We start from the raw sequence: 24,423 nt of genomic DNA, 5'->3' as shown, positions 1-24,423 counted from the left end.
CGCCGCACACGCGCCCTGAGCCCCTGATGAGGGGTGTAAAGAACCTTCTTACCCGACGGACACCCACCGCGACGAGTCCGATAAGGGCAAGCTCACATGTCGGACCTCGGACGCCGCATGCCGGTGACATGGCTCATACCCAGAGATCCGGACAACTTCTCGGTACCTCTTGACAGGCCTGGAGAGCAGACCTCCAGCAGCCGCGCGCGCCGGTGAACCGTGCCTGGATATCGAGAAATACCGAAGATCTTTCGGCCGGAAGAGCAGATTCCCGTAAAGGTTCGGTCGTGATGTACCGACCTGGTGCGGTTCGGGGGGTCACCCGTTATCCGATTTTGACATGGCGTCCCCCCTGAATGGCCGAGTCCGAATGGCAAGATGCCGTAATCACACGAGGTCGCGACACTCGAAGGCGTGTGCTCTCGTCGACCCACGGCGCCTGTCGGTCACCCGGCCGGCGTCCCGTCCCACCGGAACTCCACCGTCCCCATCGGCATCTCCTTTCATCCGCCGGAGGAACCACCATGACCGCACGCTCCACCCGTCGTACGACCGCCGCGCACTCCCGGCTAGCAGCGGTCGGTGCGATCGCGGTCGCAGGCGCCCTGCTGCTCACCGGATGCGGCGACCAGACCGAGAACAGCGACTCCGGCAGCGGCGACAACCAGTCAGCGGCGGGCGCCCCGCTGGCCGACAAGCTGCCCCAGTCCATCCGCGACAAGGGCGTCATCAAGGTCGGCTCCGACATCGCCTACGCCCCGGTCGAGTTCAAGGACAAGTCCGGCGAGACGGTGGGCATCGACCCCGACCTCGCGGACGCCATGGGCAAGCAGCTCGGCGTGAAGTTCGAGTTCGAGAACGGCACCTTCGACACCCTGATCACCGGTCTGCGCTCCAAGCGGTACGACATCGCCATGTCCGCGATGACCGACACCAAGGACCGCCAGGAGGGCGTCGACTCCGACACCGGCAAGAAGGTCGGCCAGGGCGTCGACTTCGTGGACTACTTCACCGCCGGTGTCTCGATCTACACCAAGAAGGGCGACGACCAGGGCATCAAGACCTGGTCCGACCTGTGCGGCAAGAAGCTGGTCCTCCAGCGCGGCACGGTCTCCGAGGATCTCGCCAAGGCCGAGAACGAGAAGTGCCCGGCCGGCAAGAAGATCGCCATGGAGGCCTTCGACAACGACCAGCAGGCCCAGACCCGCCTGCGCGCGGGCGGCGCCGACGCCGGTTCCTCCGACTTCCCGGTCGCCGCGTACGCGGTGAAGACCTCCGGCGGCGGCAAGGACTTCCAGCTCGTCGGCGAGCAGGTCGAGGCCGCGCCGTACGGCATCGCGGTCGCCAAGGACAACACGCAGCTGCGGGACGCCCTGAAGGCGGCGCTGGACGCGGTGATCGCCAACGGCGAGTACAAGAAGGTCCTCGACAAGTGGGGCGTGGCGGAAGGCGCCGTCACCGAGGCCACCGTCAACGGCGGCAAGTGACCACGCGCCGGGCGCTGAAAGGCAACATCCGTGACTGTTGACATCGACAAGACGGCGGGCGGTCCGGCCGACACCCCGCCGGCCGGACCGGAGGCCATCAAGGCCATCCCGGTCCGGCACTACGGGCGGTACGTCTCCGCGGTCGTCGCGATCGCGCTGCTGGCCGCGGTCGTCTACGCGTTCTCCCAGGGCCAGATCAACTGGGGTGCGATCCCGGACTACTTCTTCGACGACCGCATCCTGACGGGTATGGGCAAGACGCTCCTGATCACCGTCCTGGCGATGCTGATCGGCGTCTTCGGCGGCATCCTGCTCGCCGTGATGCGGCTGTCGAAGAACCCGGTGACCTCGTCCATCGCGTGGTTCTACATCTGGTTCTTCCGCGGCACGCCGGTCCTGGTGCAGCTGGTCGTCTGGTTCAACCTCGGCCTGGTCTTCGAGTACATCAACCTCGGCCCGTTCTACCGCGACGAGTGGTCGGACTTCATGACGCCGTTCCTGACGGCGCTGCTCGGCCTCGGTCTGAACGAGGCCGCGTACATGGCGGAGATCTGCCGCGCCGGTCTGCTCGCGGTCGACGAGGGCCAGACCGAGGCGGCGCACGCGCTCGGCATGAGCCACACCAAGACGCTGCGCCGGATCGTGGTGCCGCAGGCGATGCGCGTGATCGTGCCGCCGACCGGCAACGAGGTCATCAACATGCTGAAGACGACCTCACTGGTGTCGGTCGTCCAGTACGCCGAGTTGTTCAGGGTCGCCCAGGACATCGGCCAGACCTCCGGCGCCCCGGCCGAGATGCTCTTCCTGGCCGCGGCCTGGTACCTGCTGCTGACCTCGGTCTTCAGCGTCGGCCAGTACTACCTGGAGCGCTACTACGCGCGCGGCTCCAGCCGCAGCCTGCCGGCGACCCCGATGCAGAAGATCAGGGCGAACCTGCTGTCCCTGTCGAACCGCTCCAGCACGACGGGAGGTGCGGCATGACCGCCATGGTGAAGGCCGAGGGCGTCCACAAGTCCTTCGGCGCCGTCGAGGTCCTCAAGGGCATCGACCTGGAGGTGAAGCAGGGCGAGGTGTTCTGCCTCATCGGCCCCTCGGGCTCGGGGAAGTCGACCTTCCTGCGCTGCATCAACCACCTGGAGAAGATCAACGCCGGACGGCTGTACGTCGACGGCCAGCTGGTCGGCTACCGCCAGAAGGGCGACAAGCTCTACGAGCTGAAGGACAGCGAGGTCGCGGTCAAGCGCCGGGACATCGGTATGGTCTTCCAGCGCTTCAACCTGTTCCCGCACATGACGGCCCTGGAGAACGTCATGGAGGCGCCGATCCAGGTCAAGGGCGTGAGCAAGGCCCAGGCCAGGGACCGCGCACGCCAGCTCCTGGAGCGCGTGGGCCTGGGCGACAAGGCCGGCAACTACCCCTCGCAGCTCTCCGGCGGCCAGCAGCAGCGCGTCGCCATCGCCCGGGCCCTCGCCATGGACCCGAAGCTGATGCTGTTCGACGAGCCGACCTCGGCGCTCGACCCCGAGCTGGTCGGCGACGTCCTCGACGTCATGCGCGACCTCGCCGAGTCCGGCATGACGATGGTCGTCGTCACCCACGAGATGGGCTTCGCCCGCGAGGTCGGCGACAGCCTGGTCTTCATGGACGACGGCGTGGTGGTCGAGTCGGGCAACCCGCGCGACGTCCTGACCGACCCGCAGCACGAGCGGACGAAGGCGTTCCTGTCCAAGGTTCTCTGAACGCCCGCACGGCGACGGAACGAAGGGGGCGGTACGGAGATCTCCGTACCGCCCCCTTCGGGTTGCTCCCGGGCTACTTCAGCGCCAGCAGCAGCGTGTCCGACGGCGAGCACCACACCGGCCGTACCTCGCCGAAGCCCTTCTCGCGCAGCACGCGCGCGTGCCACGCCGCCGAGGGCATGTCGCCGTCGGCGTGCTCGCCGTAGATCTCGAAACGGCGGGCCGTGGGCCCGGCGAGGACCGGGTCCTTGGCGGCGAGCTGCCACCATTCGGCCCAGTCGAGCGCGCCGTCGCGCTTGGCGGTCTCCATCTGCGCGTGCCGCCGGGCGCGCTCTGCCGCGTTGATCCGGGGCGTCGTCTCGTCGATCATGTGGTCCGCGTTCATGAAGACACCACCGTCGCGGACCAGATCCGCGACCCGACCGTAGAGGGCCGCGAGGGGTTCGGCGTGGAACCAGTGCAGGGCCGTGGCGGTCAGGACGGCGTCGTAGGAGTCGTACGGCAGCCGCGCCGTCCACTCGGGGTCCTTGAGGTCGGCGGTGACCAGGGAGACCCGTTCGTCGCCCGCGAAGGTGCCCTCGGCGATGGCGAGGAGCGCCGGGTCGAGGTCCACGCCGGTGCTGGTGGCCTCCGGGAACCGTTCGAGCAGCCGGGCCGTGATGGTGCCGGTGCCGCAGGCGAGGTCGAGCACGCGCGGTGCGGGACCGACCAGGGCCTCGACCATGTCCAGCATGGTCCGGAAGCGTTCCTCGCGGTCCGGCATGTACCACTCCTGCTGCCGGTCCCAGCTGACCTGCCAGGCGTGCCAGTCGGCGGCGGGCGTGGTGGTAGTGGTGGTCTCCGCGTCCGTCATCGAGCCCCTCCATCGCATGCGTACGTAATACCCTGGTACCGCGATCAGCTGTTACCTGATCGCAGGCACGACCATAGAGCCCCTTCGTAAGGACTACAAGTGGAACTGGCCTATTACTCGGATTACGCCGTACGTCTCGTCAACACCGAGGAACCGGCCCGGGGACAGGACTCCCTGACCTCGGTCGAGGCCGTCCGCGAGCTCTTCGGCGCCAACCAGTCGGCGGCCCGGCGCGCCACGGACGCGGACGTGACCCGGTTCCGCTCGGTCCGGGGACGGCTGCGCGCGGTCTTCGAGGCCGCCGACGGCGGGGACGAGACCCTCGCCGTGGACCTCCTGAACTCGCTCCTGCTGGAGTTCCCGGTGAGCCCGCAGATCTCAGGCCACGACCACCGCGACGACGACGGCAGCCCGCTGTGGCACATGCACCTGGCGGACCACCCGTCCAACGCGACCGCCGGTTTCGCCGCCATCGCGGCGATGGGGCTGGCCTTCCACCTCACCGAGTACGGCGTGGACCGTCTGGGTCTGTGCGAGGCGGCCCCCTGCCGCAACGCCTACCTGGACACCTCCACCAACCGCTCCCGCCGCTACTGCTCGGACCGCTGCGCCACCCGCGCGAACGTGGCGGCCTACCGCGCCCGCAAGCGCCTGGAGGCGGACCGGTCGGTCAGCACCGGCCTGAGCGCCGACAGCGCCCAGCGGACCACGGCGAACGGCGAGCGCTGACCCGGCCGGAGCGGCCGGTACCGCAGCCGCGCCCTGCCGAGCACGAACTCCTGGGGGACGGCTCCGTAGTCGGTGCTGTCCCCGCCGGCGAACGCGTTGTCCCCGAGCACCCACCAGCCGGGCCCGCGCCGCTCGACGGCCCGCTTGACCACGAGCAGGTCCTGCTGGAAGGGGTGCCGCAGAACGACCACGTCACCGGGCCTGACCCTGGCCCCCCAGTGCACCAGGAGTATGTCCCCGTGGTGCAGCGTGGGCACCATCGACGGCCCGGTCACCTCGGCCGGCCCGAAGGGCAACGCCCCTCTCGCGCGTTCGGTCTCCTGCGACAACTGCTCCGGCATGACCCGGCACCTCCCCGGTCTTTCCTCCACCAGTCTCAGTCTCACCCCGGACTTTTGTCCTAAGCCCACGGGGGCACTCGCGAAATCGGGCCTCCCAGGGAGTAATGTCCCCCCTGAGAAGACGATCACGAGGAAGGAACGCTCCATGCTTTCCCGCCTGTTTGCCCCCAAGGTCACGGTCAGCGCCCACTGCGACCTGCCCTGCGGCGTGTACGACCCGGCCCAGGCCCGCATCGAGGCGGAGTCGGTGAAGGCCGTCCAGGAAAAGATGGCCGGCAACGACGACCCGCACTTCCAGGCCCGCGCCACGGTCATCAAGGAGCAGCGCGCCGAGCTCGCGAAGCACCACGTGTCCGTGCTGTGGAGCGACTACTTCAAGCCCCCGCACTTCGAGAAGTACCCGGAGCTGCACCAGCTGGTCAACGACACCCTGAAGGCCCTGTCGGCCGCCAAGGGCTCGACCGACCCGGCGACCGGCCAGAAGGCCCTGGACTACATCGCCCAGATCGACAAGATCTTCTGGGAGACCAAGAAGGCCTGACGCCAAGTCAGCATTCGGAAGCCGGCGATCGGTGCACCATCGCAGGCCCACGGAACAGCCCGAAGGGGCCCGGCCGACATCCCGGCCGGGCCCCTTCGGTGTTCCCGTGGCCGCCGGGCCGGGGCTGGCAGTACCGCACCGGTCCGCCTCGTGCGCACCGGCCGCCCGGTGCGGGTGACGGCTCAGCGCTTCCTGCTGTACGTCCGGACCACGACGCCGTTGCCGAAGGCCCGCACCGTCTCCTGAACGAACTCCGAGACCTGGAATCCCGAGCCGAACATCGGCATGCCCGTGCCCAGCACCACCGGGTAGGTCTTGATGACCAGCTCGTCGATCTCGTCGACCAGCTCGCCGGCGACGACCGAACCGCCGCACAGGTAGATGCCGAAGGCGCTGTCCTCCGCCTTCAGTTCGCGGACCCGGCCGACCAGGCCCGACGAGATGATCTCGACGTTCGGGTCGGGTGACTCCGTGAGCGTGCGCGAGGCCACGTACTCACGCAGATGGGCGTAGGGGCTGGTGACGCCCTCCTTCAGGGCCAGGTCGTAGCTGCCCCTGCCCTGGATGATCGTGTCGAACCGCTTGTTCGGCAGGTCGTCGATCCCGAAGTGCCGGCGGCCGTGGGTCGGCAGCGTCTCCGGATACTCCGACGCCAGGAACTCGAAGAACTCCTCGTCGACGAACGGCACCATGAAGGACGCGTCGCCGTCCGGGCCGCCGATGAAGCCGTCGATCGAGCAGGCGATGAAGTACGTGAGCTTGCGCAAACCGGTCTCCTTCGTTTTGACCACTTCAGTTATAGTACTCCACTCGTAGTGGTTCAAGTAGGTTTTCGATTCTCGGAACAGCGTGCGGCGGTCAGGCGGTCGCCGGTGTCCGCGGCTCGCGCCACATCGGCCACATCCGCGGGCCGTCCGGCAGATCCAGGGCTCGGCCGGTGAACTCGAAGCCGAGGCGTTCGTACAGCACCCGGCCACGAGCGCTACTGGCCTCCAGATAGGCGGGCAGGCCCTCGCGGTCGCAGCGGTCGAGTACCGACTCGATGAGCGCGGTGCCCAGGCCCTCGCCCTGCCGTCCGGGGGTGACGCCGATCATCCACAGGTACTCGTGGGCCCGGCCGGAGGGGTGGATGCCGTCCGTCAGCCGGGCTATCAGTTCGACGCGCTCGTTCCCCGGGTCGACGGCCTCCCGCACCTGGACGGGGCCGTCGTCGGCGCTCTCGCAGTGGTCGTCGCCGGAGTCGTCGCCGGTGTGCCCGTCCGCCGGCACGGGCAGCCACAGCGCGCAGGCCGCGCCGTCCTCGGTGAGATCGATACGCCCGTCGGCGAGCACGGCGTCGGTGAAGGCCGCCATGAGCCGGTGGTGGGTCCGGCGGCGGTACTCCTCATCGGGAAACACCCAGCTGCTCACCGGGTCGTCCTGGAAGGCCTCGTCCAGCAGCCGCACGACCAGCTCCCGGTCGCCGCCCCCCGCCGTCCGGATCACCACACCCATGTCCCGCCCGCCCTTTCGACTCAACACCGTCCGTGTATACGGCGGTTGAGCCTAGCGGCCGCTGACCTCCGCGGCTGATGGGCGGTGCTCCCGGCCGTGCGCCGGAAAAGGGGGCGGGCCCCGCACACCGTGGGGAAGTGCGGGACCCGCCGGACCGGAGCCCTCGGCGGTGCGGCCGTACGTCGGTCAGGTGCCGTACGGCCCGGCACGGGCTCCGGGGTCTTGCTTAGCGACCGCCGGTCACTGAGCGGTCGCCGGCCGCTGAGCGGTGGCCGGTCGCCGCGCGGTGGCCGAGGCGGCCCGGGTGACCGTCAGGTGCTGCGCCGGGTCACGAACTCGGCCAGCGCGAGGAGGCCGCCCGCCGCCTCCGGGTCGGGCACGGCGCGGGCCAGTTCCTGCATGGCCCTCGCCATCCGGTCGGCCGCCTGGGCCTGCGCCCAGTCCCGGCCGCCCGCCCGTTCCACGGCCAGCGCGGTGCGCTCCAGATCCTCCTTGCCCTCGTCGTACGGCGCCGCGTACAACTCGGCGATCTCGGCGGCGGCCGGGGTGCCGGAGCCGAGGGCGGCGACCACGGGCAGCGACTTCTTACGGGCGGCCAGGTCCGCGCCGGCCGGCTTGCCGGTACGGCGTGGGTCGCCCCATATGCCGATGATGTCGTCGATGAGCTGGAAGGCGAGGCCCGCCTCGCGGCCGAAGGCGTCCAGTGCCTCGACGTCCTCGGCGGCGGCCCCCGCGTACAGCGCGCCGAGGGCACAGGCGCATCCCAGCAGGGCGCCCGTCTTGGCCTCGGCCATGGCGAGCGTCTCGTCGAGGGTGACCTCGCCCGGGGCGCGCCGCTCCATCGCCGTGTCCGCGTGCTGCCCCTCGCACAGTTCGACGACGCAGTCGGCGAGCCGGGCGGCCGCCGCCGCGGACGCCGGGTGCGGGTCGGCGGCGAGCAGCCGCAGGGCGAGCGCCTGCAGGGCGTCCCCCGCGAGGATCGCGTCGGCGTCGCCGAACACGGTCCACGCGGTCGGCCGGTGGCGCCGGGTGGCGTCACGGTCCATCACGTCGTCGTGCAGCAACGTGAAATTGTGTACCAGTTCCACCGCCGCCGCTGCCCGCGCCGCCGCCGTCCGGGCCCCGGGTCCGCCTAGCGCGGCGGCCGAGGTGAGGACGAGCGCCGGGCGGATCGCTTTGCCCGCGTTGCCCGCCGCGGGCGTACCGTCCGCGTGCTGCCAGCCGAAGTGGTAGAGCGCGATCCGGCGCATCGAGGCGGGCAGTGACGCGATGGCGGACCGCAGTTCGGGGTCGACCGACGCCCGGGACTCACGCAGGAGCACCGCCGCCTCGTGTCCGTCGGACCCCGCCGGTCCCTGCCCGTCGGGCGACGTCCCCGGCTCCTTCTCCCGCTGCGTGCCGATGGGCCCGTGCCTTTCCAGCGTTCCGGTGGGGCGACGCGTCTCGGCGGCGCCGTGCCGAGCCTCTGTCATGGACTCACCTCCCCCATACGCCCACCTCCGTACCCCGGGGGTGTACCCGCCCGGGAGGGCGGGAACACGGCGTTCGGGAGACTGGCGTCACTGCCAGCGGCCGATCTCGACGTTCTCCAGGACTCCGAGCGCGTCCGGTACGAGGACGGCGGCCGAGTAGTAGGCCGTGACCAGGTACTTGATGATGGCCTGCTCGTTGATCCCCATGAAGCGCGCCGACAGACTCGGCTCGATCTCGTCCGGAATGCCGGTGGCGCGCAGGCCGATGACGCCCTGGTCCTGCTCGCCGGTACGCATCGCGATGATCGAGGACGTGCGGGCCTCGGTGACCGGGATCTTGTTGCACGGGTAGATCGGCACACCCCGCCAGGTCGGGATGCGGTTGCCCGCGATGTCGATCGTCTCGGGGACGAGTCCGCGCTTGTTGAGCTCGCGTCCGATCGCGGCGATCGCACGCGGGTGGGCGAGGAGCAGCTTGGTGCCGCGCCGGCGGCTGAGCAGCTCGTCCAGGTCGTCCGGGCCGGGCACACCGTCGTGCGGCTGGATCCGCTGGTCGTACTCGCAGTTGTGCAGCAGGCCGAACTCACGGTTGTTGACGAGCTCGTGCTCCTGACGCTCTTTCAACGCCTCGACGGTCAGCCGGAGCTGCTGCTCGGTCTGGTTCATCGGCTGGTTGTAGAGGTCGGCCACGCGCGAGTGGATGCGCAGCACGGTCTGGGCGACGCTCAGTTCGTACTCACGGGGCCGGGCCTCGTAGTCGACGAACGTGTGCGGGATGTCCGGCTCGCCGCTGTGGCCGGCGGACAGGTCGATCGCCTTCTCGCCGGACCTGTTGGTGCGCTGCTCGGGGATCGAGCGCTGCTCCTCGAGGTGCGTGCGCAGGGATTCCGCGCGCTCCGCGACCTGCTCCACCTCCTGGCGGGGCAGCACGAGCACCGTGCAGGCGGTGACCGTACGGGCGGTGTACTCCCAGATGGCGTCCCCGTCGAGCAGCGCCTGGTCGCCGAAGTAGGAGCCGTCGGCCAGGACGCCGAGCACCGCGTCGTCGCCGTAGGGTCCGGTGCCGACCTTCTCCACCTTGCCGTGCGCCAGCAGGTAGACCTCGTCGGCCTGGCCGCCGAACGAGGCGATCACCTCGCCGGGGCCGAATTCGCGCTGCTCACAGCGCTGCGCGAGTTCCGCGAGCACCTCCTCGTCCTCGTACGACCGCAGGGCCGGCAGCTCACCCAGTTCGGCGGGGATGACCTCGACCCGGTCGCCGGTCTTCACGAACGTCACCCGGCCGTCGCCGACGGCGAAGGTCATGCGCCGGTTCACCCGGTACGTGCCGCCCTGGATGTCCACCCATGGGAGCGTGCGCAGCAGCCAGCGGGAGCTGATCTCCTGCATCTGGGGAACGGACTTGGTCGTGGTGGCCAGGTTCCGCGCGGCCGCCGTGCCGAGGCTCTGCTGCGGCCTGGTCTGCTCGGTGCGGACCTCTTCGCCTACCGACATAAGGAATTGCCCTCCCGGTCATGCCGGACGGCTACGCCCGGCATCGATGTGCGGGGACCAGCCTTCCTCACGCAGCACGCCGGTGCTATTACCCGAAAGAGCGGGAATGGATCACCGGCGGCCGGGGCACACATGGGTGCTTCTTCAGCTTCTCGGCGCCTTGTCCCGCCCTGATCAGCACTGTTGGCCGGGACAAGATTGTCCGGATCGGATCGCACACGGACCGAACAAATACTAGGGAACGCTCCGTTTCGGTACAACACCGTACGAGGCGGCCGCGTCGGGCGGTCGTCGCGCAGCGTGAAGGAGCCGGCCGTGGCCTCACCCATGTCCGCGAGCAGTTTTCTCAAGGCGCTGAAGGCGGAGGGCCTCACCGTGGTCCAGGTCGGCGACTGGCGGGATCACAACCGCAACCACAAGGGCCCCTGGGGGCCGGTGCACGGCGTGATGATCCACCACACGGTCACCAAGGGCAGCGCGCGGACCGTGGAGATCTGCCGCAAGGGTTACGAAGGCCTGCCGGGACCGCTGTGCCACGGGGTCATCACCAAGGACGGCAAGGTCCACCTGGTCGGGTACGGCCGGGCCAACCACGCCGGGCTCGGCGACGACGACGTCCTGCGCGCGGTGATCGCGGAGAAGGGACTGCCCCGGGACAACGAGTCGAACACGGACGGCAACCGGCACTTCTACGGCTTCGAGTGCGAGAACCTGGGCGACGGCGACGATCCCTGGCCGGCGGCGCAGCTGGAGGCGATCGAGCGGGCCGCCGCCGCGGTCTGCCGGCACCACGGGTGGAGCGAACGCTCCGTCATCGGCCACCTCGAATGGCAGCCGGGGAAGGCGGACCCGCGGGGGTTCACCATGGCGTCGATGCGTGGACGGATCCGGGACCGGCTGAAGTGATGTGTGCGCCGCGCGGCGGCGTGACAATGGCGGGGTGACCGGCACCGACACCCGCGACCTCGCCACCCTGGGCCCCCGCCTGCCCTCTCCCCTGCGGGAGGTCGCCGACGAACGGTTCGAGCGTCGTGGTCTCCGCTTGCTGCTGAAGCGGGACGATCTCATCCACCCCGAGCTGGTCGGCAACAAATGGCGCAAACTCGCGCCGAACCTCGCCACGGCGGACGGTCGCACCGTCGTCACGTTCGGCGGCGCCTACTCCAACCACCTGCGCGCCACCGCCGCCGCCGGCCGGCTGCTCGGACTGCCCACGGTGGGCGTGGTGCGCGGTCAGGAACTGGCCGGCCGGCCGCTCAACGCCTCGCTGGCCCGGTGCGCGGCCGACGGCATGCGGCTGCACTTCGTCGACCGCTCGACGTACCGCCGCAAGACCGAGCCGGAGACCCTGGCGGCCCTGCTGAGCGCGGTGGACGCCGAGGACGCGGTCGTCGTCCCCGAGGGCGGCAGCAACGCGGAGGCCGTGCGCGGCTGCCGGGCCCTCGGCGAGGAACTGGGCGAGCACGCCGACGTGGTCGCGCTCGCCTGCGGCACCGGCGGCACGCTCGCCGGGCTGGCCGCCGGCCTCCCGCCGGGCCGCCGGTCGCTCGGGATACCCGTCCTCAAGGGCGGCTTCCTGACCGACGACATACGGCGGCTCCAGATCCGCGCCTTCGGCGGGCTCCGCGGCGCCTGGAGCCTCGACGACCGCTTCCACTGCGGCGGCTACGCCCGCACCACCCCCGAGCTCGACTCCTTCGCCGCGGACTTCGAACACCGCCACGGCCTCCCCGTGGAACGCGTCTACGTCGCCAAGATGCTCCACGCCCTGCTCACCCTCGCCGAGGAGGGCAGCTTCCCGCGGGGCACGACCCTGACGGCGGTCATCACCGGCCGCCCCTTTCCCTGACGGACCCCGCCGGACGTCACGGGCGCCGCACGACCCCGCCCCTGGCGCCCGGGTACGGCAGGCCGGTGAACGGGCCACGCCGACGCCCGGCCGGGGACGCCCGGCCGATGGCCGCGAGCACACGACCGGTACGGCCGGAGGCCGGTAGGCCTCACCCACGGTAGGTCTCACCCGAACACGTCGGACGGTCCTGTGCCCCCGTGCCCCCCTGCCCCCGCGCCCCCGTGTCCGGCCCGCACGCGCGCGCCTGACGCCGTTACGCCGTCTCCCGGTATGCCGCCGCCTCCTCCAGGTCCAGCCGGCGCAGCAGCGTCCGGAGCATCTCGTCGTCGATGTAGCGGCCGTCCCGGAGCCGGACGAAGACCTCGCGCTCCGCGCTGATCATCTCCCTGGACAGCCGCCGGTAGGTGTCGTCGACGGTCTCCCCGGTGACGGTGTTGACCTGTCCGAGCCGTTCCCAGACGGCGTTGCGGCGCCGTTCCAGGACCGTGCGGAGGCGGTCGGCGAGCGGGGCCGGCAAGGCGTTGCGCTCGTCGGCGAGGAGGTCGTCCAGGCGCCGCTCCGCGGCCCGGGAGGCCTGTGCCTGGGCGTTGGCCTCCGCGAGCGTCTCGGCCTGTACGTCGTGCGCGGGGAACTTCAGCAGGCGGATCAGCGGCGGCAGGGTGACGCCCTGGACGACCAGCGTGCCGATGACCGTGGTGAAGGTGAGGAACAGGATGAGGTTGCGCTCGGGGAAGGGGTCGCCGCCGTGCACGGTGAGCGGGATGGAGAAGGCGATCGCGAGCGAGACCACACCTCGCATCCCGGCCCAGCCGATCACGAACGGTCCCTTCCAGGAGAGGTCGCCCTCACGCGCGCGTACGCGTGCCGACAGCCGCGGCAGGAAGGTCGCCGGATACACCCACACGAACCTCGCCACGGCGACCACCAGGAAGACGGCGACCGCGTACCAGGCGGCGTCGGCACCCTCGTACTCCCCGAGGCCCTTGAGGACGACGGGCAGTTGGAGTCCGATCAGGGCGAACACGGCCGACTCCAGGACGAAGGCGACCATCTTCCACACCGCCTCCTCCTGGAGACGGGTGGCGAAATCGACCTCCCACGCGCGGTGGCCGAGATAGAGGGCGACGACCACCACCGCCAGCACCCCGGAAGCGTGCACCTGCTCGGCGGCGGCGTAGGCCACGAACGGGATCAGGAGGGAGAGCGTGTTCTTGAGGAGCGCCTCCTTCACGTGCGTGCGCAGCCAGTGGAGCGGCACCATCAGCACCAGCCCGACGCCGACGCCACCGATGGCCGCGATCAGGAACTCCGCGATCCCGCCGGCCCACGTGGCACCCTCGCCGACCGCCGCCGCGAGCGCCACCCTGAAGGCGGTGATCGCGGTGGCATCGTTCACCAGGGACTCGCCCTGGAGGATCGTGGTGATCCGGGAGGGCAACCCCACGCGGCGCGCCACCGCCGTGGCCGCGACCGCGTCCGGCGGCGCCACCACCGCGCCGAGCACCAGGGCCGCGGTCAGCGGCAGGCCGGGCACGATCAGGTACGCGGCGCAGCCGACGACGAAGGTGGCGAAGAGGACGTAGCCCACGGACAGCAGCGCCACGGGCCGCATCTGTGCCCGCAGGTCGAGGTAGGAGCTGTCGGTGGCCGCCGTGTGGAGCAGCGGGGGCAGCAACAGGGGCAGGACGATGTGCGGGTCGAGGGTGTAGTCCGGCACTCCGGGGATGTAACTCACCGCCAGACCCACCGCGACCAGCAGCAGCGGGGCCGGCACCGGCACGCGCCGCCCCGCCGCGGCGATCGCGGCGCTGCCCGCCACCAGCAACAGCAGCGGCATCACGTCCATGGTCCTCGCCCGCCCTCTTTTCCCACGCGGTCATCCGCACACCCGTCGTAACCTGGCAATCATGAAACAGTGCACGCACGCCGACGCGCTGCCCCACCCGGAACCGGAGCCGCGCGGCGAGACCTGCCCGGAGTGCCTGGCCGAGGGCACGGACCCGGTGCAGTTGAGGCTGTGCCTCGTCTGCGGTCACGTCGGCTGCTGCGACTCCTCGCCGAGGCGGCACGCGACGGCCCACCACGAGGCGACCGGCCACCCGGTGATGCGAACCTTCGAGCCGGGTGAGAGCTGGCGCTGGTGCTTCGTCGATCACGTACTCGTGTGACCTGTCCCAGGGACGGTTCGACCCTCTGACGCCTGGGTACGTCAACCCGGCGCGCGCTCTTCCGATTTGGGCCCGCCGAACCCCTAGCCACTGTGCGTGTTCATGTGTTTACTATGAGTGACAGCAAGGGGTTGGGGTCTCGGGGACAGGAAACTCTGGAGCGCGATAACGTCACCGCTGAACCACGTAGCGCGTTACCCCGAGGGGCGGCCCTCGACCCTGTAACGCTTGTACCACCTTGGAGGTGAGGGTGTCCCAGATCGCAGGCGAGCCCGCGACCCAGGACTTCGTCGAAGTCCGGCTGCCGGCCGCGGGTGCCTACCTGTCGGTGCTGCGTACGGCGACGGCCGGCCTCGCAGCCCGTTTGGACTTCACCCTCGACGAGATCGAGGACCTGCGCATCGCAGTCGACGAGGCCTGCGCGATCCTGCTTCAGCAGGCCGTGCCCGGCTCGGTGCTCAGTTGTGTCTTCCGCCTCGTCGACGACTCGCTCGAGGTCACCGTCTCGGCGCCGACCACGGACGGCCACGCCCCCTCGCGGGACACCTTCGCCTGGACCGTGCTGTCCGCCCTCGCGGGCAAGGTCTCCTCCGCCGTGGACGAGGACAAAACCGTTTCGATCAGCCTCTACAAACAGCGCGGCGCGGGACCCGGGCCGACGTGAGGAACGGGGACGGGCCGGTGCGGGACGAAGAGCGCGGCACACGGGAGCTGCCGGCCGAGGGCACACGTTCTGAGAACGAGGCCCGGCGCACGGCGGACGGCATCGACGGCATCCCCGAGCAGGCCCGGCCGCATCCGGAGGACGAGGCCTCCCCCGAGGCCGTCGTCCCGGACGACGGACAGCGGACCGGGGAGACCCCCGTCCGGCCCGTCCGAGCGGAGGCAAGGGCTCGGGAAAGGGCAACGGGCGGGACGATGAGCGAGCACGAGCGACACTCCGAGGACGGCGCGCCGGGTGCACGGGGCACGCAGGGCACGCGGCACGACCCGCAGGACCGCAGTGGGGCACGTCTCCTGTTCGCCGAGCTGCGCACGCTGGAGAAGGACAGCCCGGCCTACGCGGAACTGCGCAATCGGCTGGTCCGCATGCACCTGCCGCTCGTCGAGCACCTCGCGCGCCGCTTCCGCAACCGCGGCGAGCCCCTGGACGACCTCACCCAGGTCGCCACCATCGGACTGATCAAGTCGGTCGACCGCTTCGACCCGGACCGCGGGGTGGAGTTCTCCACGTACGCGACCCCGACGGTCGTCGGCGAGATCAAGCGGCACTTCCGGGACAAGGGCTGGGCGGTGCGCGTCCCGCGGCGCCTGCAGGAGCTTCGGCTGGCCCTGACGACGGCCACGGCGGAACTCTCGCAGTTGCACGGGCGCTCCCCCACGGTCCACGAGCTCGCCGAGAAGCTGGCGATCTCGGAGGAGGAGGTCCTGGAGGGCCTGGAGTCGGCCAACGCGTACTCCACGCTGTCCCTGGACGTCCCGGACACCGACGACGAGTCCCCCGCGGTCGCGGACACCCTGGGTGCCGAGGACGAGGCCCTGGAGGGCGTCGAGTACCGGGAGTCGCTCAAGCCGCTGCTGGAGGACCTGCCGCCGCGGGAGAAGCGGATCCTGCTGCTGCGCTTCTTCGGCAACATGACCCAGTCGCAGATCGCGCAGGAGGTCGGGATCTCGCAGATGCACGTGTCGCGGCTGCTGGCCCGCACACTGGCGCAGCTGCGGGAGAAGCTGCTGGTCGAGGAGTAGCGGCCGGGCACCGGTCGGTGGCCGTCATCGGAGAGCTCCGGGCGACGGCTCCGGGCGACGGCTGCTTCTCGGCTACTTCTCGGCGCTGCCCGGTCCCCGGATGCCGAGGGCCTGGGTGGTCGTGGGGTTCACGAGCAGCACCAGTGCCGTGACGGCCACGACGCCGAGCACGATGCCCGCCGGGATGGCCACGCTGTCGGCCTGCAGCAGGTTGTAGGCCACCGGCAGCGCCATGATCTGCGTGATGACGGCGGGCCCCCGGCTCCAGCCCCGTCGGCCGATCAGCCCGCGGGCGGCGAGGAGCGGCAGCAGGGCGAGGACGATCAGGGTGACGCCGCCGGTGATGGCCGAGGTCCGGTCGTCGGGATGGCCGGTGAGACCCCCCACGAGCATCCAGGCGCCGCCGACGACGAGCGCCAGCCCCTCCAGTGCGGCCAGCGCGGCCGCGGCGGTCAGCCGGCCGGGACGGGGGCCCGCCTCTTCGGCGGCTTCGGGGGTGGGGGTCTGCTCACTGCTCACCCCTGAAGGGTAGCCCTCGGCGTACCGTGCCCCATGGGCGCGTCCGGCGGTCCGTGCGCTCCGAGCGCCCCCCGGCGATCTCCACCTCGGTCTGGGCCGGGTACCACTGAGTAGGTACCCTGCAAACCATGCGTGCACTTCTCGTGGTCAATCCGGCGGCTACCACCACAAGTGCGCGTACGCGCGACGTGCTGATCCACGCGCTCGCCAGCGAGATGAAGCTGGAGGCGGTCACCACCGAGTACCGCGGCCACGCGCGCGACCTCGGTCGGCAGGCGGCACAGAGCGACGACATCGAGCTGGTGGTGGCCCTCGGCGGCGACGGCACGGTGAACGAGGTCGTCAACGGTCTGCTGCACGCCGGCCCCGACCCGGAGCACCTGCCCGGCCTCGCGGTGGTCCCCGGCGGTTCCACCAACGTCTTCGCCCGCGCCCTCGGCCTGCCCAACCACGCGGTGGAGGCCACCGGCGCCCTGCTGGACGCATTGCGCGAGGGCAGTGAGCGGACCGTCGGACTGGGCCTGGCCTCGGGTGCGCCGGGCACGGAGGACGAGGCGGTCCCGGCCCGCTGGTTCACCTTCAACGCCGGACTGGGTTTCGACGCCGGCGTGGTCGGCCGGGTCGAGCAGCACCGGGAGCGCGGCAAGAAGTCGACGCACGCCCTCTACGTCCGCCAGGTGATGCGCGCGCTCATCGGCGAGCCGCACCGCCGCAACGGGACGATCACTCTGGAGCGGGCGGGTGAGGACCCGGTCACCGATCTGGTGCTGTCCATAGTCTCGAACACGTGCCCCTGGACGTTTCTCGGCAATCGCCCGATCTACGCGTCACCTAAAGCCTCGTTCGATACCGGGCTCGACGTCTTCGGCCTCAGCCGCCTGTCGACGGCCGCGGTTGCCCGGTATGGCACCCAGTTGCTCACTTCGTCCCCCGAGCGCGGTCCCCGGGGCCGGCATGCCGTCTCCCTGCACGACATGACGGAGTTCACCTTGCATTCGAAGGTGCCGCTCCCCCTTCAGATGGACGGTGACCACCTGGGGCTGCGGACCAGCGTGGCGTTCACAGGCGTTCGCCGTGCACTGCGTGTGATTGTGTGAGCAGAAGGGGCGAAAGTCCTTTCACTCGAACGTTTAGGCCAGGGTCCACCCCATAGAAGTACGGCTGTGACCTAGTCGACACCGAAGAATCAAAAAAAACTTTCCGGAAGGGGTTGTATCCGCCGTCGAGGTTTGCGAGTCTCTTCTTGGCGATCGGAACGGCCCGCAACACCGGCCTTCACAGATCACCAGAACCCCTCTTCAAACCACAGGACCGCGCCAGGGCAACCTGACGGTAGGCCCTTCCCTTGTTGAGGGATTCGTGAAAGCGTTCACATTCACAAGCATCCCAGCATGTAATACCAAGGAGAGGTAGCAGCCATGGACTGGCGTCACCGCGCCGTTTGCCGCGAGGAAGACCCCGAGCTCTTCTTCCCCATCGGCAACACCGGTCCCGCGCTGCTGCAGATCGAGGAAGCCAAGGCCGTCTGCCGTCGCTGCCCTGTCATGGAGCAGTGCCTGCAGTGGGCGCTCGAGTCCGGCCAGGACTCCGGCGTCTGGGGTGGTCTCAGCGAGGACGAGCGCCGCGCAATGAAGCGCCGTGCCGCCCGCAACCGGGCTCGTCAGGCCTCCGCCTGACCATCCACCCCTGCTGACAGCCTGAGCTTGGCGGCGCGTACAGCGAGTACGCAACCCCCGCTCCCGAGCCGCAGCGCGCAGTACCCCCGATGCGCATCGGACGATGGATCGCACGAGCACTGGCCTCGGACCCTCACGGGTCCGGGGCTTTTTGCTTGCCCGGCCCCGTGCCCTTCCCCGGCCCCGTGCCCTTCCCCGCCCCCGCCCTCTACTTGTCCGTCGGCACCGGGATGTCCAGGATCACCCGGGTGCCGCGCTCCGGGGCCGGCACCATGTCGAAGGCCCCGCCCAACTCGCCCTCCACCAGGGTGCGGACGATCTGCAGGCCGAGATTGCCGGAGCGGTGCGGGTCGAAGTCCTCGGGCAGACCGACGCCGTCGTCCTGGACGGTGACCAGGAGCCGGGCCTCCTTCGTCGTACCGCCGCGGACCGCGGAGACCTCGACCGTGCCGGTGTCGCCGTCGCGGAAGCCGTGCTCCAGCGCGTTCTGCAGCACCTCGGTCAGCACCATCGACAAGGGGGTCGCGACCTCGGCGTCCAGAATGCCGAAGCGACCGGTGCGCCGGCCGGTGACCTTGCCCGGCGAGATCTCCGCCACCATCGCCAGCACGCGGTCGGCGATCTCGTCGAACTCCACGCGCTCGTCCAGGTTCTGGGAGAGCGTCTCGTGGACGATCGCGATCGAACCGACCCGGCGCACGGCCTCCTCCAGCGCCTCGCGTCCCCGGTCGGACTCGATGCGCCGGGCCTGGAGGCGCAGCAGGGCAGCCACCGTCTGGAGGTTGTTCTTCACCCGGTGGTGGATCTCCCGGATCGTGGCGTCCTTGGTGATCAATTCGCGCTCGCGACGGCGCAGCTCCGTGACGTCGCGCAGGAGCACCAGCGAACCGATGCGCGTGCCCTTCGGCTTGAGCGGGATGGCGCGGAACTGGATCACCCCGTCGTGCGCCTCGATCTCGAACTCGCGCGGCGCCCAGCCACTGGCCACCTTGGCGAGTGCCTCGTCCACCGGGCCGCGGGACGGGGCGAGTTCCGCGGTGGTCCGTCCGAGGTGATGGCCGACCAGGTCGGCGGCGAGGCCCATGTGGTGGTAGGCCGACAGCGCGTTCGGGGACGCGTACTGGACGATGCCGTCCGCGTCGAGCCGGATCAGGCCGTCGCCGACGCGGGGCGAGGCGTCCATGTCGACCTGCTGGTTCTCGAACGGGAAGGCGCCGGCCGCGATCATCTGCGCGAGGTCCGAGGCGCTCTGCAGATACGTGAGCTCCAGGCGGCTCGGGGTGCGCACGGTGAGCAGGTTGGTGTTGCGGGCGATGACGCCCAGGACGCGCCCCTGGCGGCGTACGGGGATGGACTCGACGCGGACCGGGACCTCCTCACGCCACTCCGGGTCGCCCTCGCGCACGATCCGACCCTCGTCCAGGGCGACGTCCAGCATGGGGCGCCGGCCGCGCGGGACCAGATGGCCGACCATGTCGTCCTGATACGAGGTGGGTCCGGTGTTGGGCCGCATCTGGGCGACGGAGACGTAACGGGCGCCGTCGCGGGTGGGCACCCACAGGACCAGGTCGGCGAAGGAGAGGTCGGAGAGGAGCTGCCACTCCGAGACCAGCAGGTGGAGCCACTCGAGGTCGGAGTCGTCGAGCGCTGTGTGCTGGCGTACGAGTTCGTTCATGGAGGGCACGTGGCCGAGCGTACCTGGCGGTTCGGACAGCGATCGAAACCAGCCGGATTCCACCGTCCCCGCTCCCGGATCCCGCCCTGGACCGGCCCTGGAAACACCCGCGGGCCGCGGCGCCTGAGAGGGACCCTCAACCCTCCCGGCACCGCAGCCCGGAGCAACAACGGCCGTGGGGTGTGCGGTCCCGGTCGGCCGAAGGATGAGGACCCGGAGCAGTCAGGGCAGAGAGCACCGGTTCCTCGGTCCGCCCTCCTGTGCGGGGAAGGCGGAAGCCTGACGATCACCTTGCGTGAGTGTCACGGCAAGTGTTTCAGTCGCCATTGTGGACTAGACCACTCGCCGTGTCCATGCGGCGGACGGTGTTCGCAGTTGTCGCGTTCCGTCGACTACTCGGACATCCGAGCGCCCGGCCAAAGCCTAACCCCGTTGACTCACACACGGGGCCAGACGGCCAGGGCAATTTCCGCGAGTGCCTCCAGCTCCGCCCGGCTCGCGCCGTCGCGCGCCTGCTGCGACATGCCCTGGATCATGGCTCCGGTGTGCCGGGCGAGGGCGGCCGCGTCGGTGTCCGGCGGCAGCACGCCCGCGACCACGTCGGCGCCGATCCGGTCCTCGATCGCGGCGATGTTGCCGTTGCGCCGCTCCCGCAGGGACTCCTCGACCTCGGCGGTCGAACAGTTGGCGGCCGCGTGGATGACGAGGCAGCCGTGCGGCCGGCCGGGAACCGTGTACTCGACGGCGGCCTCGCGCAGCATCCGCTCCACCCCCGCGCGGGCGGTCGGCTCCTCGGCGAGGGCGCGGCCGCCGAACGAGCCGTACCGCACGCCGTACTCCTGGACGACCTCCTCGAAGAGCGAGCGCTTGTCACCGAAGGCGGCGTACAGGCTCGGGGCGCCGATATCCATGACCCGCGTGAGATCGGAGACCGACGTGGCCTCGTAACCGTGCTCCCAGAAGGCCATCAGCGCCTTCTCCAGGGCCGTCGCCCGGTCGAAGGAACGGGGGCGGCCCCGCCGCCCTCTGACCGCGGCCTTCGAAGTCGGCGCCTCCGCTTGTCCGCTCTTCTCGCTGCTCACCATGGAGTGCATTTTATAGCGGGCACTAGAGAAATGTCGCCGGGATGCTGTACGGTCTTTTCTGTAGCGACCGATAGGGAAATGCGAAGGGGGCGCCGACATGGGCGTGCAGGGAGTGCTTGCGGGCAGGACGGCTCTCGTCACGGGGGCGAGCAGGGGCATCGGGCGAGGAATCGCGGAGCGGCTGGGCCACGACGGCGCACGGATCGCGGTGCACTACGGCAGGAACGAGGCGGCGGCGAAGGAGACGGTCGCCGCGATCGAGGCGGCGGGCGGCTCGGCGTTCGCGATCAGCGCCGACCTGAGTGTCGCCGGAGCCGCCGAGGCCCTGTGGGAGGAGTTCGACCGGCACGCCGACGGCGTGGACATCCTGGTGAACAACGCCGGAATCGGCAGCACGCGCCCCATCGGGGAGATAGAGGAGGCGGAGTACGACGCGGTCTTCACCGTCAACGTGAAGGCACCGTTCTTCATCCTCAAGCACGGCATGGGCCGCCTGCGCGACGGCGGCCGGGTCATCAACATCTCGTCGGGGCTGTCCCGCACCGCGGTGATGCCGGACAACATGGCGTACTCGATGACGAAGGGCGCGCTGGACGTGTTCTCGCGTGACCTCTCCAAGGTGCTGGGCACCCGCGGCATCACGGTGAACTCGGTGGCACCCGGCATCATCGAAACGGACAACACGGCCGGGCTGCTGCACGGGAGCCCGGACGGCTGGGACCGGGCGGCGGCGCTCTCCGCACTCGGCGGGGTGGGGGCCCCGGCCGAGGTGGCCGACGTGGTCGCGTTCCTCGCCTCGCACGGGGGCCGGTGGGTCACGGGAAGCTGGGTGGACGCGACGGGAGGTTCGCTGACCTGACACCGCCACCCACCTGACCGTTTCGACGCGCTCGCCGGGCCCAGCTCTGTTAGATTGGTCTAAACCACATAGGGCCCCACACAGCCAGTCCCGGACCCCGGGTGAGTCCTCTCTTCGAAACGGCAGGCAAGCGTGGAAGTTGTCATCGTTCCGGACGCCAAGGCAGGCGGCGAGCTGATAGCCGAAGCCATGGCGCAGCTGCTCCGACGCAAGCCCGACGCCCTGCTCGGGGTGGCCACCGGCTCGACGCCGCTGCCCGTGTACGAGGCACTGGCGGCCAAGGTGCGCTCGGGCGTCGTGGACACCGCGCGGGCGCGGATCGCCCAGCTCGACGAGTACGTGGGACTCCCCGCCGAGCATCCGGAGTCGTACCGCTCGGTGCTGCGACGTGAGGTGCTCGAACCGCTGGGGATCGGCATGGACGCGTTCATGGGCCCCGACGGCACGGCCGCGGACGTGCAGGGGGCGTGCGAGGCGTACGACAAGGCGCTGGGCGGGACCGGCGGGGTCGACCTCCAGCTGCTGGGCATCGGCACCGACGGGCACATCGGCTTCAACGAGCCGTGCTCCTCGCTCGCCTCGCGGACCCGGATCAAGACGCTCACCGAGCAGACCCGCGTCGACAACGCGCGCTTCTTCGACGGTGACATCGAGCAGGTGCCGCACCACGTGATCACGCAGGGAATCGGCACCATCCTGGAGGCCCGGCACGTGGTGCTCCTCGCCACCGGCGAGGGCAAGGCGGACGCGGTCGCCGCGAGCGTCGAGGGCCCGGTCGCGGCCGTGTGCCCGGCCTCCGCACTCCAACTGCACCCGCACGCCACGGTGGTCGTCGACGAGGCCGCCGCCTCCAAGCTGAAGCTCGCCGACTACTTCCGGCACACCTACGCCCACAAGCCCGACTGGCAGGGAATCTGAGCCCTAATCCGAGTCCGCCCCAGCCCTGACCGGCCGGACACGGACACGGACAGCCGCCGCAGGCGAAGGGCGCCGACACCCTCCACGGGGTTCGGCGCCTTCTCCGTACCGGCGAGCGGAGCGCGGTGTCCTCACGACTCCCACGCGCATCGCCGGACGGGCCCGCCCGGGCGGCCCCGTCACGTGCGCCACCGCGAACGACGCGAACGAGAGGCGCCGGTCCCCCACCAGGAGGACCGGCGCCTTCGTCGTACCGTCTGGAGCCCGGCGAAGCGGCGTGGCCGCTACACGCCCGCGATCGCCTCCGCCGCCGCCCGGCCGCAGACCCGGGCAGCGCCGTGGGTGGCCAGGTGGAGGGCGCCCCGGGGCTCGGCGCGGGGGACGCCCATCTCGACCACGATCGTGTCGGGACGCGCCGCCAGCAGGGTGTCGAGGGCCGCCGCCATCCAGGGGTGGCGGTGCTCGTCGCGGACGACGGCCACGATGCGGCGCGGGCCGGCCGCGACCAGCACGTCCTTCCCGGTGTCCGGGCCGGTGAAGCTGCCGGTCTCCGTGCCGGGAAGCAGGCGGAAGAGCTCGGCGGCGATGCCCCAGGGGGTCTCGTCGCCGACCGCGATGTTCGCGACGGGGGTGAGGGCGGCGACGTACGGCGGTTCGGTGAGGGCGGCGAAGTCGTCGGCCACGGTGACGCGCAGGGCGCGGCGGGCCGCGCGCAGCCCCACGTCGCCGTCCACGGGCTCCCCCGCCCCGGCGTCGGCCCGGTGCGCCGCGGTCCAGCGGGCCAGGGCGCGGGCGCGTTCCGCCGCGTCGGCCAGGCGGTCCTCGGGCAGTTCGCCCGAGCGGACGGCCTCGACCAGGGCGTCGCACAGCCGCCGCACGGTGCCCTCGTCGGACAGCCCGCCGCCCACGCAGATCGCGTCGGCGCCGGCCGCGATGGCCAGGACGCTGCCGCGTTCGATGCCGTACGTGCCCGCGATGGCCCGCATCTCCATGCCGTCGGTGACGATCAGGCCGTCGTAGCCCAGTTCGCCGCGGAGGACGTCGGTCAGGATGCGGCGGGACAGCGTTGCCGGGTACTCCGGGTCCAGGGCCGGGACCAGGATGTGTGCGCTCATCACCGCGCGGCTGCCGGCGGCGATGGCCGCGCGGAACGGGACCAGGTCACGCTCGGCCAGCACATCGGCGCCCACGTCGATGCGCGGCATGGCGTGGTGGGAGTCGACGCCGGTGTCGCCGTGGCCCGGGAAGTGCTTGGTGCAGGCGGCGACGCCCGCCGACTGCATGCCGGTGACATAGGCGGCGGTGTGCCGGGCGACCAGGTCGGTGCCGGCCCCGAAGGAGCGCACGCCGATGACCGGGTTGTCGGGGTTGGAGTTGACGTCGGCGGACGGGGCCCAGTTGAGGTTGACGCCGCAGGCGGCGAGCCGGCGGCCGAGTTCCGCGGCCACTTCCCGGGTGAGCCCGACGTCGTCCACCGCGCCGAGGGCGAGGTTGCCGGGGAAGGAGGAACCGGTGCGTACCTCCAGCCGGGTGACGTCGCCGCTCTCCTCGTCGATGGCGACGAGGACGTCCTCGCGCTCGGCGCGCAGTTGCGCGGTCAGCGCGGCCACCTGCTCGGCCGAGGCGATGTTGCGCCCGAACAGGCCGACGGAGGCCAGGCCCTCGCCGAGGCGGCGCAGCAGCCAGTCGGGGGCGGTGGTGCCGGTGAACCCGGGCTGGAGGACGGTGAGCGCGTCCCGCGTGAGCGTGTCGGTGGCCCTGGCGATGGTCGTCAT

At 70.7% G+C, this 24,423-nt stretch carries 25 protein-coding genes; 14 read left to right on the top strand and 11 right to left on the bottom strand.

The features are described from left to right. The first annotated feature begins 356 nt into the window (after positions 1-356). From ACFW48_RS20830 to ACFW48_RS20820, 3 genes are read left to right on the top strand one after another with little or no spacing between them, the layout of a single operon-like run. Positions 357-1,487 (top strand): ABC transporter substrate-binding protein, encoded by a 1,131-nt coding sequence (locus tag ACFW48_RS20830; protein WP_386316632.1) that lies wholly within the window; start codon positions 357-359, stop codon positions 1,485-1,487. A gap of 30 nt (positions 1,488-1,517) precedes the next feature. After that, entirely contained in the window at positions 1,518-2,468 is a 951-nt protein-coding gene (locus ACFW48_RS20825; protein WP_386316631.1) for an amino acid ABC transporter permease, read from the top strand. Beyond that, positions 2,465-3,226, top strand: coding sequence for an amino acid ABC transporter ATP-binding protein (locus ACFW48_RS20820; protein WP_386316630.1), 762 nt, complete (start codon positions 2,465-2,467; stop codon positions 3,224-3,226). Before ACFW48_RS20825 ends, ACFW48_RS20820 begins: the two co-directional genes overlap by 4 nt. 73 nt (positions 3,227-3,299) lie before the next feature. Here ACFW48_RS20820 and ACFW48_RS20815 read toward each other — a convergent pair whose 3' ends face one another. Then, on the bottom strand, positions 3,300-4,079 hold the full coding sequence (locus ACFW48_RS20815) for a class I SAM-dependent methyltransferase (RefSeq protein WP_386316629.1): 780 nt from the start codon (positions 4,077-4,079) through the stop codon (positions 3,300-3,302). Between the two features lie 99 nt (positions 4,080-4,178). On the opposite strand from ACFW48_RS20815, the gene ACFW48_RS20810 reads away from it, so the two are divergent. After that, entirely contained in the window at positions 4,179-4,808 is a 630-nt protein-coding gene (locus tag ACFW48_RS20810) for a CGNR zinc finger domain-containing protein (protein WP_386316627.1), read from the top strand. Here ACFW48_RS20810 and sodX read toward each other — a convergent pair. Then, the gene (gene sodX / locus ACFW48_RS20805) at positions 4,712-5,149 is read right to left on the bottom strand and encodes a nickel-type superoxide dismutase maturation protease (RefSeq protein ID WP_386316625.1); all 438 of its coding nucleotides are present in this window, start codon (positions 5,147-5,149) and stop codon (positions 4,712-4,714) included. The genes ACFW48_RS20810 and sodX overlap by 97 nt on opposite strands. Positions 5,150-5,294: 145 nt before the next feature. On the opposite strand from sodX, the gene sodN reads away from it, so the two are divergent. Next, entirely contained in the window at positions 5,295-5,690 is a 396-nt protein-coding gene (sodN, locus tag ACFW48_RS20800) for a superoxide dismutase, Ni (RefSeq protein WP_064729779.1), read from the top strand. Positions 5,691-5,872: 182 nt separating this feature from the next. On the opposite strand, the gene ACFW48_RS20795 is transcribed toward sodN, so the two are convergent. From ACFW48_RS20795 to ACFW48_RS20780, 4 genes are all read right to left on the bottom strand, one after another. Continuing rightward, a complete protein-coding gene (locus ACFW48_RS20795) occupies positions 5,873-6,457 on the bottom strand; it encodes a dihydrofolate reductase family protein (protein WP_386316623.1) in 585 nt (194 codons plus the stop codon). A gap of 91 nt (positions 6,458-6,548) precedes the next feature. Then, complete coding sequence (locus tag ACFW48_RS20790) at positions 6,549-7,184, bottom strand: GNAT family N-acetyltransferase (protein ID WP_386316622.1); 636 nt, start codon at positions 7,182-7,184, stop codon at positions 6,549-6,551. Between the two features lie 311 nt (positions 7,185-7,495). Next, a complete protein-coding gene (locus ACFW48_RS20785) occupies positions 7,496-8,656 on the bottom strand; it encodes a family 2 encapsulin nanocompartment cargo protein polyprenyl transferase (protein ID WP_386316619.1) in 1,161 nt (386 codons plus the stop codon). 87 nt (positions 8,657-8,743) lie between these two features. After that, on the bottom strand, positions 8,744-10,150 hold the full coding sequence (locus ACFW48_RS20780) for a family 2B encapsulin nanocompartment shell protein (RefSeq protein ID WP_386316617.1): 1,407 nt from the start codon (positions 10,148-10,150) through the stop codon (positions 8,744-8,746). A gap of 327 nt (positions 10,151-10,477) precedes the next feature. On the opposite strand from ACFW48_RS20780, the gene ACFW48_RS20775 reads away from it, so the two are divergent. Together ACFW48_RS20775 and ACFW48_RS20770 are read left to right on the top strand one after the other, a co-directional pair. After that, complete coding sequence (locus tag ACFW48_RS20775) at positions 10,478-11,056, top strand: N-acetylmuramoyl-L-alanine amidase (RefSeq protein WP_386316855.1); 579 nt, start codon at positions 10,478-10,480, stop codon at positions 11,054-11,056. Between the two features lie 34 nt (positions 11,057-11,090). Further along, a complete protein-coding gene (locus ACFW48_RS20770) occupies positions 11,091-11,999 on the top strand; it encodes a 1-aminocyclopropane-1-carboxylate deaminase/D-cysteine desulfhydrase (protein ID WP_386316615.1) in 909 nt (302 codons plus the stop codon). A gap of 256 nt (positions 12,000-12,255) precedes the next feature. Here the strand turns inward: ACFW48_RS20770 and ACFW48_RS20765 are convergent, their stop codons facing one another. Then, entirely contained in the window at positions 12,256-13,848 is a 1,593-nt protein-coding gene (locus tag ACFW48_RS20765) for a Na+/H+ antiporter (RefSeq protein ID WP_386316614.1), read from the bottom strand. A gap of 61 nt (positions 13,849-13,909) precedes the next feature. Here ACFW48_RS20765 and ACFW48_RS20760 point away from each other — a divergent pair, with 61 nt between their 5' ends. From ACFW48_RS20760 to ACFW48_RS20750, 3 genes are all read left to right on the top strand, one after another. Further along, positions 13,910-14,170 carry a UBP-type zinc finger domain-containing protein gene (locus ACFW48_RS20760; protein WP_210960524.1) on the top strand — a complete coding sequence of 87 codons (261 nt, stop codon included), beginning with the start codon at positions 13,910-13,912 and terminating at the stop codon, positions 14,168-14,170. Between the two features lie 250 nt (positions 14,171-14,420). Then, complete coding sequence (locus tag ACFW48_RS20755) at positions 14,421-14,834, top strand: anti-sigma regulatory factor (RefSeq protein ID WP_003973726.1); 414 nt, start codon at positions 14,421-14,423, stop codon at positions 14,832-14,834. Then, positions 14,831-15,916, top strand: coding sequence for an RNA polymerase sigma factor SigF (locus tag ACFW48_RS20750; RefSeq protein ID WP_386316611.1), 1,086 nt, complete (start codon positions 14,831-14,833; stop codon positions 15,914-15,916). Before ACFW48_RS20755 ends, ACFW48_RS20750 begins: the two co-directional genes overlap by 4 nt. Positions 15,917-15,988: 72 nt before the next feature. On the opposite strand, the gene ACFW48_RS20745 is transcribed toward ACFW48_RS20750, so the two are convergent. Then, entirely contained in the window at positions 15,989-16,435 is a 447-nt protein-coding gene (locus ACFW48_RS20745) for a hypothetical protein (RefSeq protein ID WP_386316610.1), read from the bottom strand. Between the two features lie 128 nt (positions 16,436-16,563). On the opposite strand from ACFW48_RS20745, the gene ACFW48_RS20740 reads away from it, so the two are divergent. Continuing rightward, positions 16,564-17,532 (top strand): diacylglycerol/lipid kinase family protein, encoded by a 969-nt coding sequence (locus ACFW48_RS20740; protein WP_386316608.1) that lies wholly within the window; start codon positions 16,564-16,566, stop codon positions 17,530-17,532. 321 nt (positions 17,533-17,853) lie between these two features. Continuing rightward, complete coding sequence (locus ACFW48_RS20735) at positions 17,854-18,111, top strand: WhiB family transcriptional regulator (RefSeq protein WP_003973730.1); 258 nt, start codon at positions 17,854-17,856, stop codon at positions 18,109-18,111. 208 nt (positions 18,112-18,319) lie between these two features. On the opposite strand, the gene ACFW48_RS20730 is transcribed toward ACFW48_RS20735, so the two are convergent. Beyond that, positions 18,320-19,795, bottom strand: a complete 1,476-nt coding sequence (locus tag ACFW48_RS20730) for a sensor histidine kinase (RefSeq protein ID WP_375921683.1) — start codon at positions 19,793-19,795, stop codon at positions 18,320-18,322. A gap of 428 nt (positions 19,796-20,223) precedes the next feature. Further along, positions 20,224-20,871 carry a TetR/AcrR family transcriptional regulator gene (locus ACFW48_RS20725; protein WP_386316606.1) on the bottom strand — a complete coding sequence of 216 codons (648 nt, stop codon included), beginning with the start codon at positions 20,869-20,871 and terminating at the stop codon, positions 20,224-20,226. A gap of 97 nt (positions 20,872-20,968) precedes the next feature. Here ACFW48_RS20725 and ACFW48_RS20720 point away from each other — a divergent pair, with 97 nt between their 5' ends. Further along, positions 20,969-21,730 carry an SDR family oxidoreductase gene (locus tag ACFW48_RS20720; protein ID WP_386316604.1) on the top strand — a complete coding sequence of 254 codons (762 nt, stop codon included), beginning with the start codon at positions 20,969-20,971 and terminating at the stop codon, positions 21,728-21,730. A gap of 132 nt (positions 21,731-21,862) precedes the next feature. Beyond that, positions 21,863-22,648: a glucosamine-6-phosphate deaminase gene (gene nagB / locus ACFW48_RS20715; RefSeq protein WP_310871288.1), complete on the top strand. Its 786-nt coding sequence runs from the start codon at positions 21,863-21,865 to the stop codon at positions 22,646-22,648. Between the two features lie 284 nt (positions 22,649-22,932). Here the strand turns inward: nagB and ACFW48_RS20710 are convergent, their stop codons facing one another. Continuing rightward, a complete protein-coding gene (locus tag ACFW48_RS20710; protein ID WP_386316602.1) occupies positions 22,933-24,423 on the bottom strand; it encodes a glycoside hydrolase family 3 protein in 1,491 nt (496 codons plus the stop codon).

It is taken from the genome of Streptomyces sp. NPDC058812, from assembly GCF_042744565.1.
Lineage (GTDB): Bacteria > Actinomycetota > Actinomycetes > Streptomycetales > Streptomycetaceae > Streptomyces > Streptomyces thinghirensis.
The sequence above is the reverse complement of the archived record's forward strand: the minus strand, read 5'-3'. Positions and strand labels throughout refer to the sequence as shown.

Bases quoted from the DNA above. Each gene is read 5' to 3' on its own strand.
- ACFW48_RS20740 (WP_386316608.1), top strand. From the start codon at position 16,564: ATGCGTGCACTTCTCGTGGTCAATCCGGCGGCTACCACCACAAGTGCG.
- ACFW48_RS20820 (WP_386316630.1), top strand. From the start codon at position 2,465: ATGACCGCCATGGTGAAGGCCGAGGGCGTCCACAAGTCCTTCGGCGCC.
- ACFW48_RS20780 (WP_386316617.1), bottom strand. From the start codon at position 10,150: ATGTCGGTAGGCGAAGAGGTCCGCACCGAGCAGACCAGGCCGCAGCAG.
- ACFW48_RS20815 (WP_386316629.1), bottom strand. From the start codon at position 4,079: ATGACGGACGCGGAGACCACCACTACCACCACGCCCGCCGCCGACTGG.
- ACFW48_RS20775 (WP_386316855.1), top strand. From the start codon at position 10,478: ATGTCCGCGAGCAGTTTTCTCAAGGCGCTGAAGGCGGAGGGCCTCACC.
- ACFW48_RS20830 (WP_386316632.1), top strand. From the start codon at position 357: ATGGCCGAGTCCGAATGGCAAGATGCCGTAATCACACGAGGTCGCGAC.
- ACFW48_RS20735 (WP_003973730.1), top strand. From the start codon at position 17,854: ATGGACTGGCGTCACCGCGCCGTTTGCCGCGAGGAAGACCCCGAGCTC.
- ACFW48_RS20785 (WP_386316619.1), bottom strand. From the start codon at position 8,656: ATGACAGAGGCTCGGCACGGCGCCGCCGAGACGCGTCGCCCCACCGGA.
- ACFW48_RS20760 (WP_210960524.1), top strand. From the start codon at position 13,910: ATGAAACAGTGCACGCACGCCGACGCGCTGCCCCACCCGGAACCGGAG.
- ACFW48_RS20710 (WP_386316602.1), bottom strand. From the start codon at position 24,423: ATGACGACCATCGCCAGGGCCACCGACACGCTCACGCGGGACGCGCTC.
- sodX (WP_386316625.1), bottom strand. From the start codon at position 5,149: ATGCCGGAGCAGTTGTCGCAGGAGACCGAACGCGCGAGAGGGGCGTTG.
- ACFW48_RS20765 (WP_386316614.1), bottom strand. From the start codon at position 13,848: ATGGACGTGATGCCGCTGCTGTTGCTGGTGGCGGGCAGCGCCGCGATC.
- ACFW48_RS20720 (WP_386316604.1), top strand. From the start codon at position 20,969: ATGGGCGTGCAGGGAGTGCTTGCGGGCAGGACGGCTCTCGTCACGGGG.
- ACFW48_RS20725 (WP_386316606.1), bottom strand. From the start codon at position 20,871: ATGGTGAGCAGCGAGAAGAGCGGACAAGCGGAGGCGCCGACTTCGAAG.
- sodN (WP_064729779.1), top strand. From the start codon at position 5,295: ATGCTTTCCCGCCTGTTTGCCCCCAAGGTCACGGTCAGCGCCCACTGC.
- ACFW48_RS20790 (WP_386316622.1), bottom strand. From the start codon at position 7,184: ATGGGTGTGGTGATCCGGACGGCGGGGGGCGGCGACCGGGAGCTGGTC.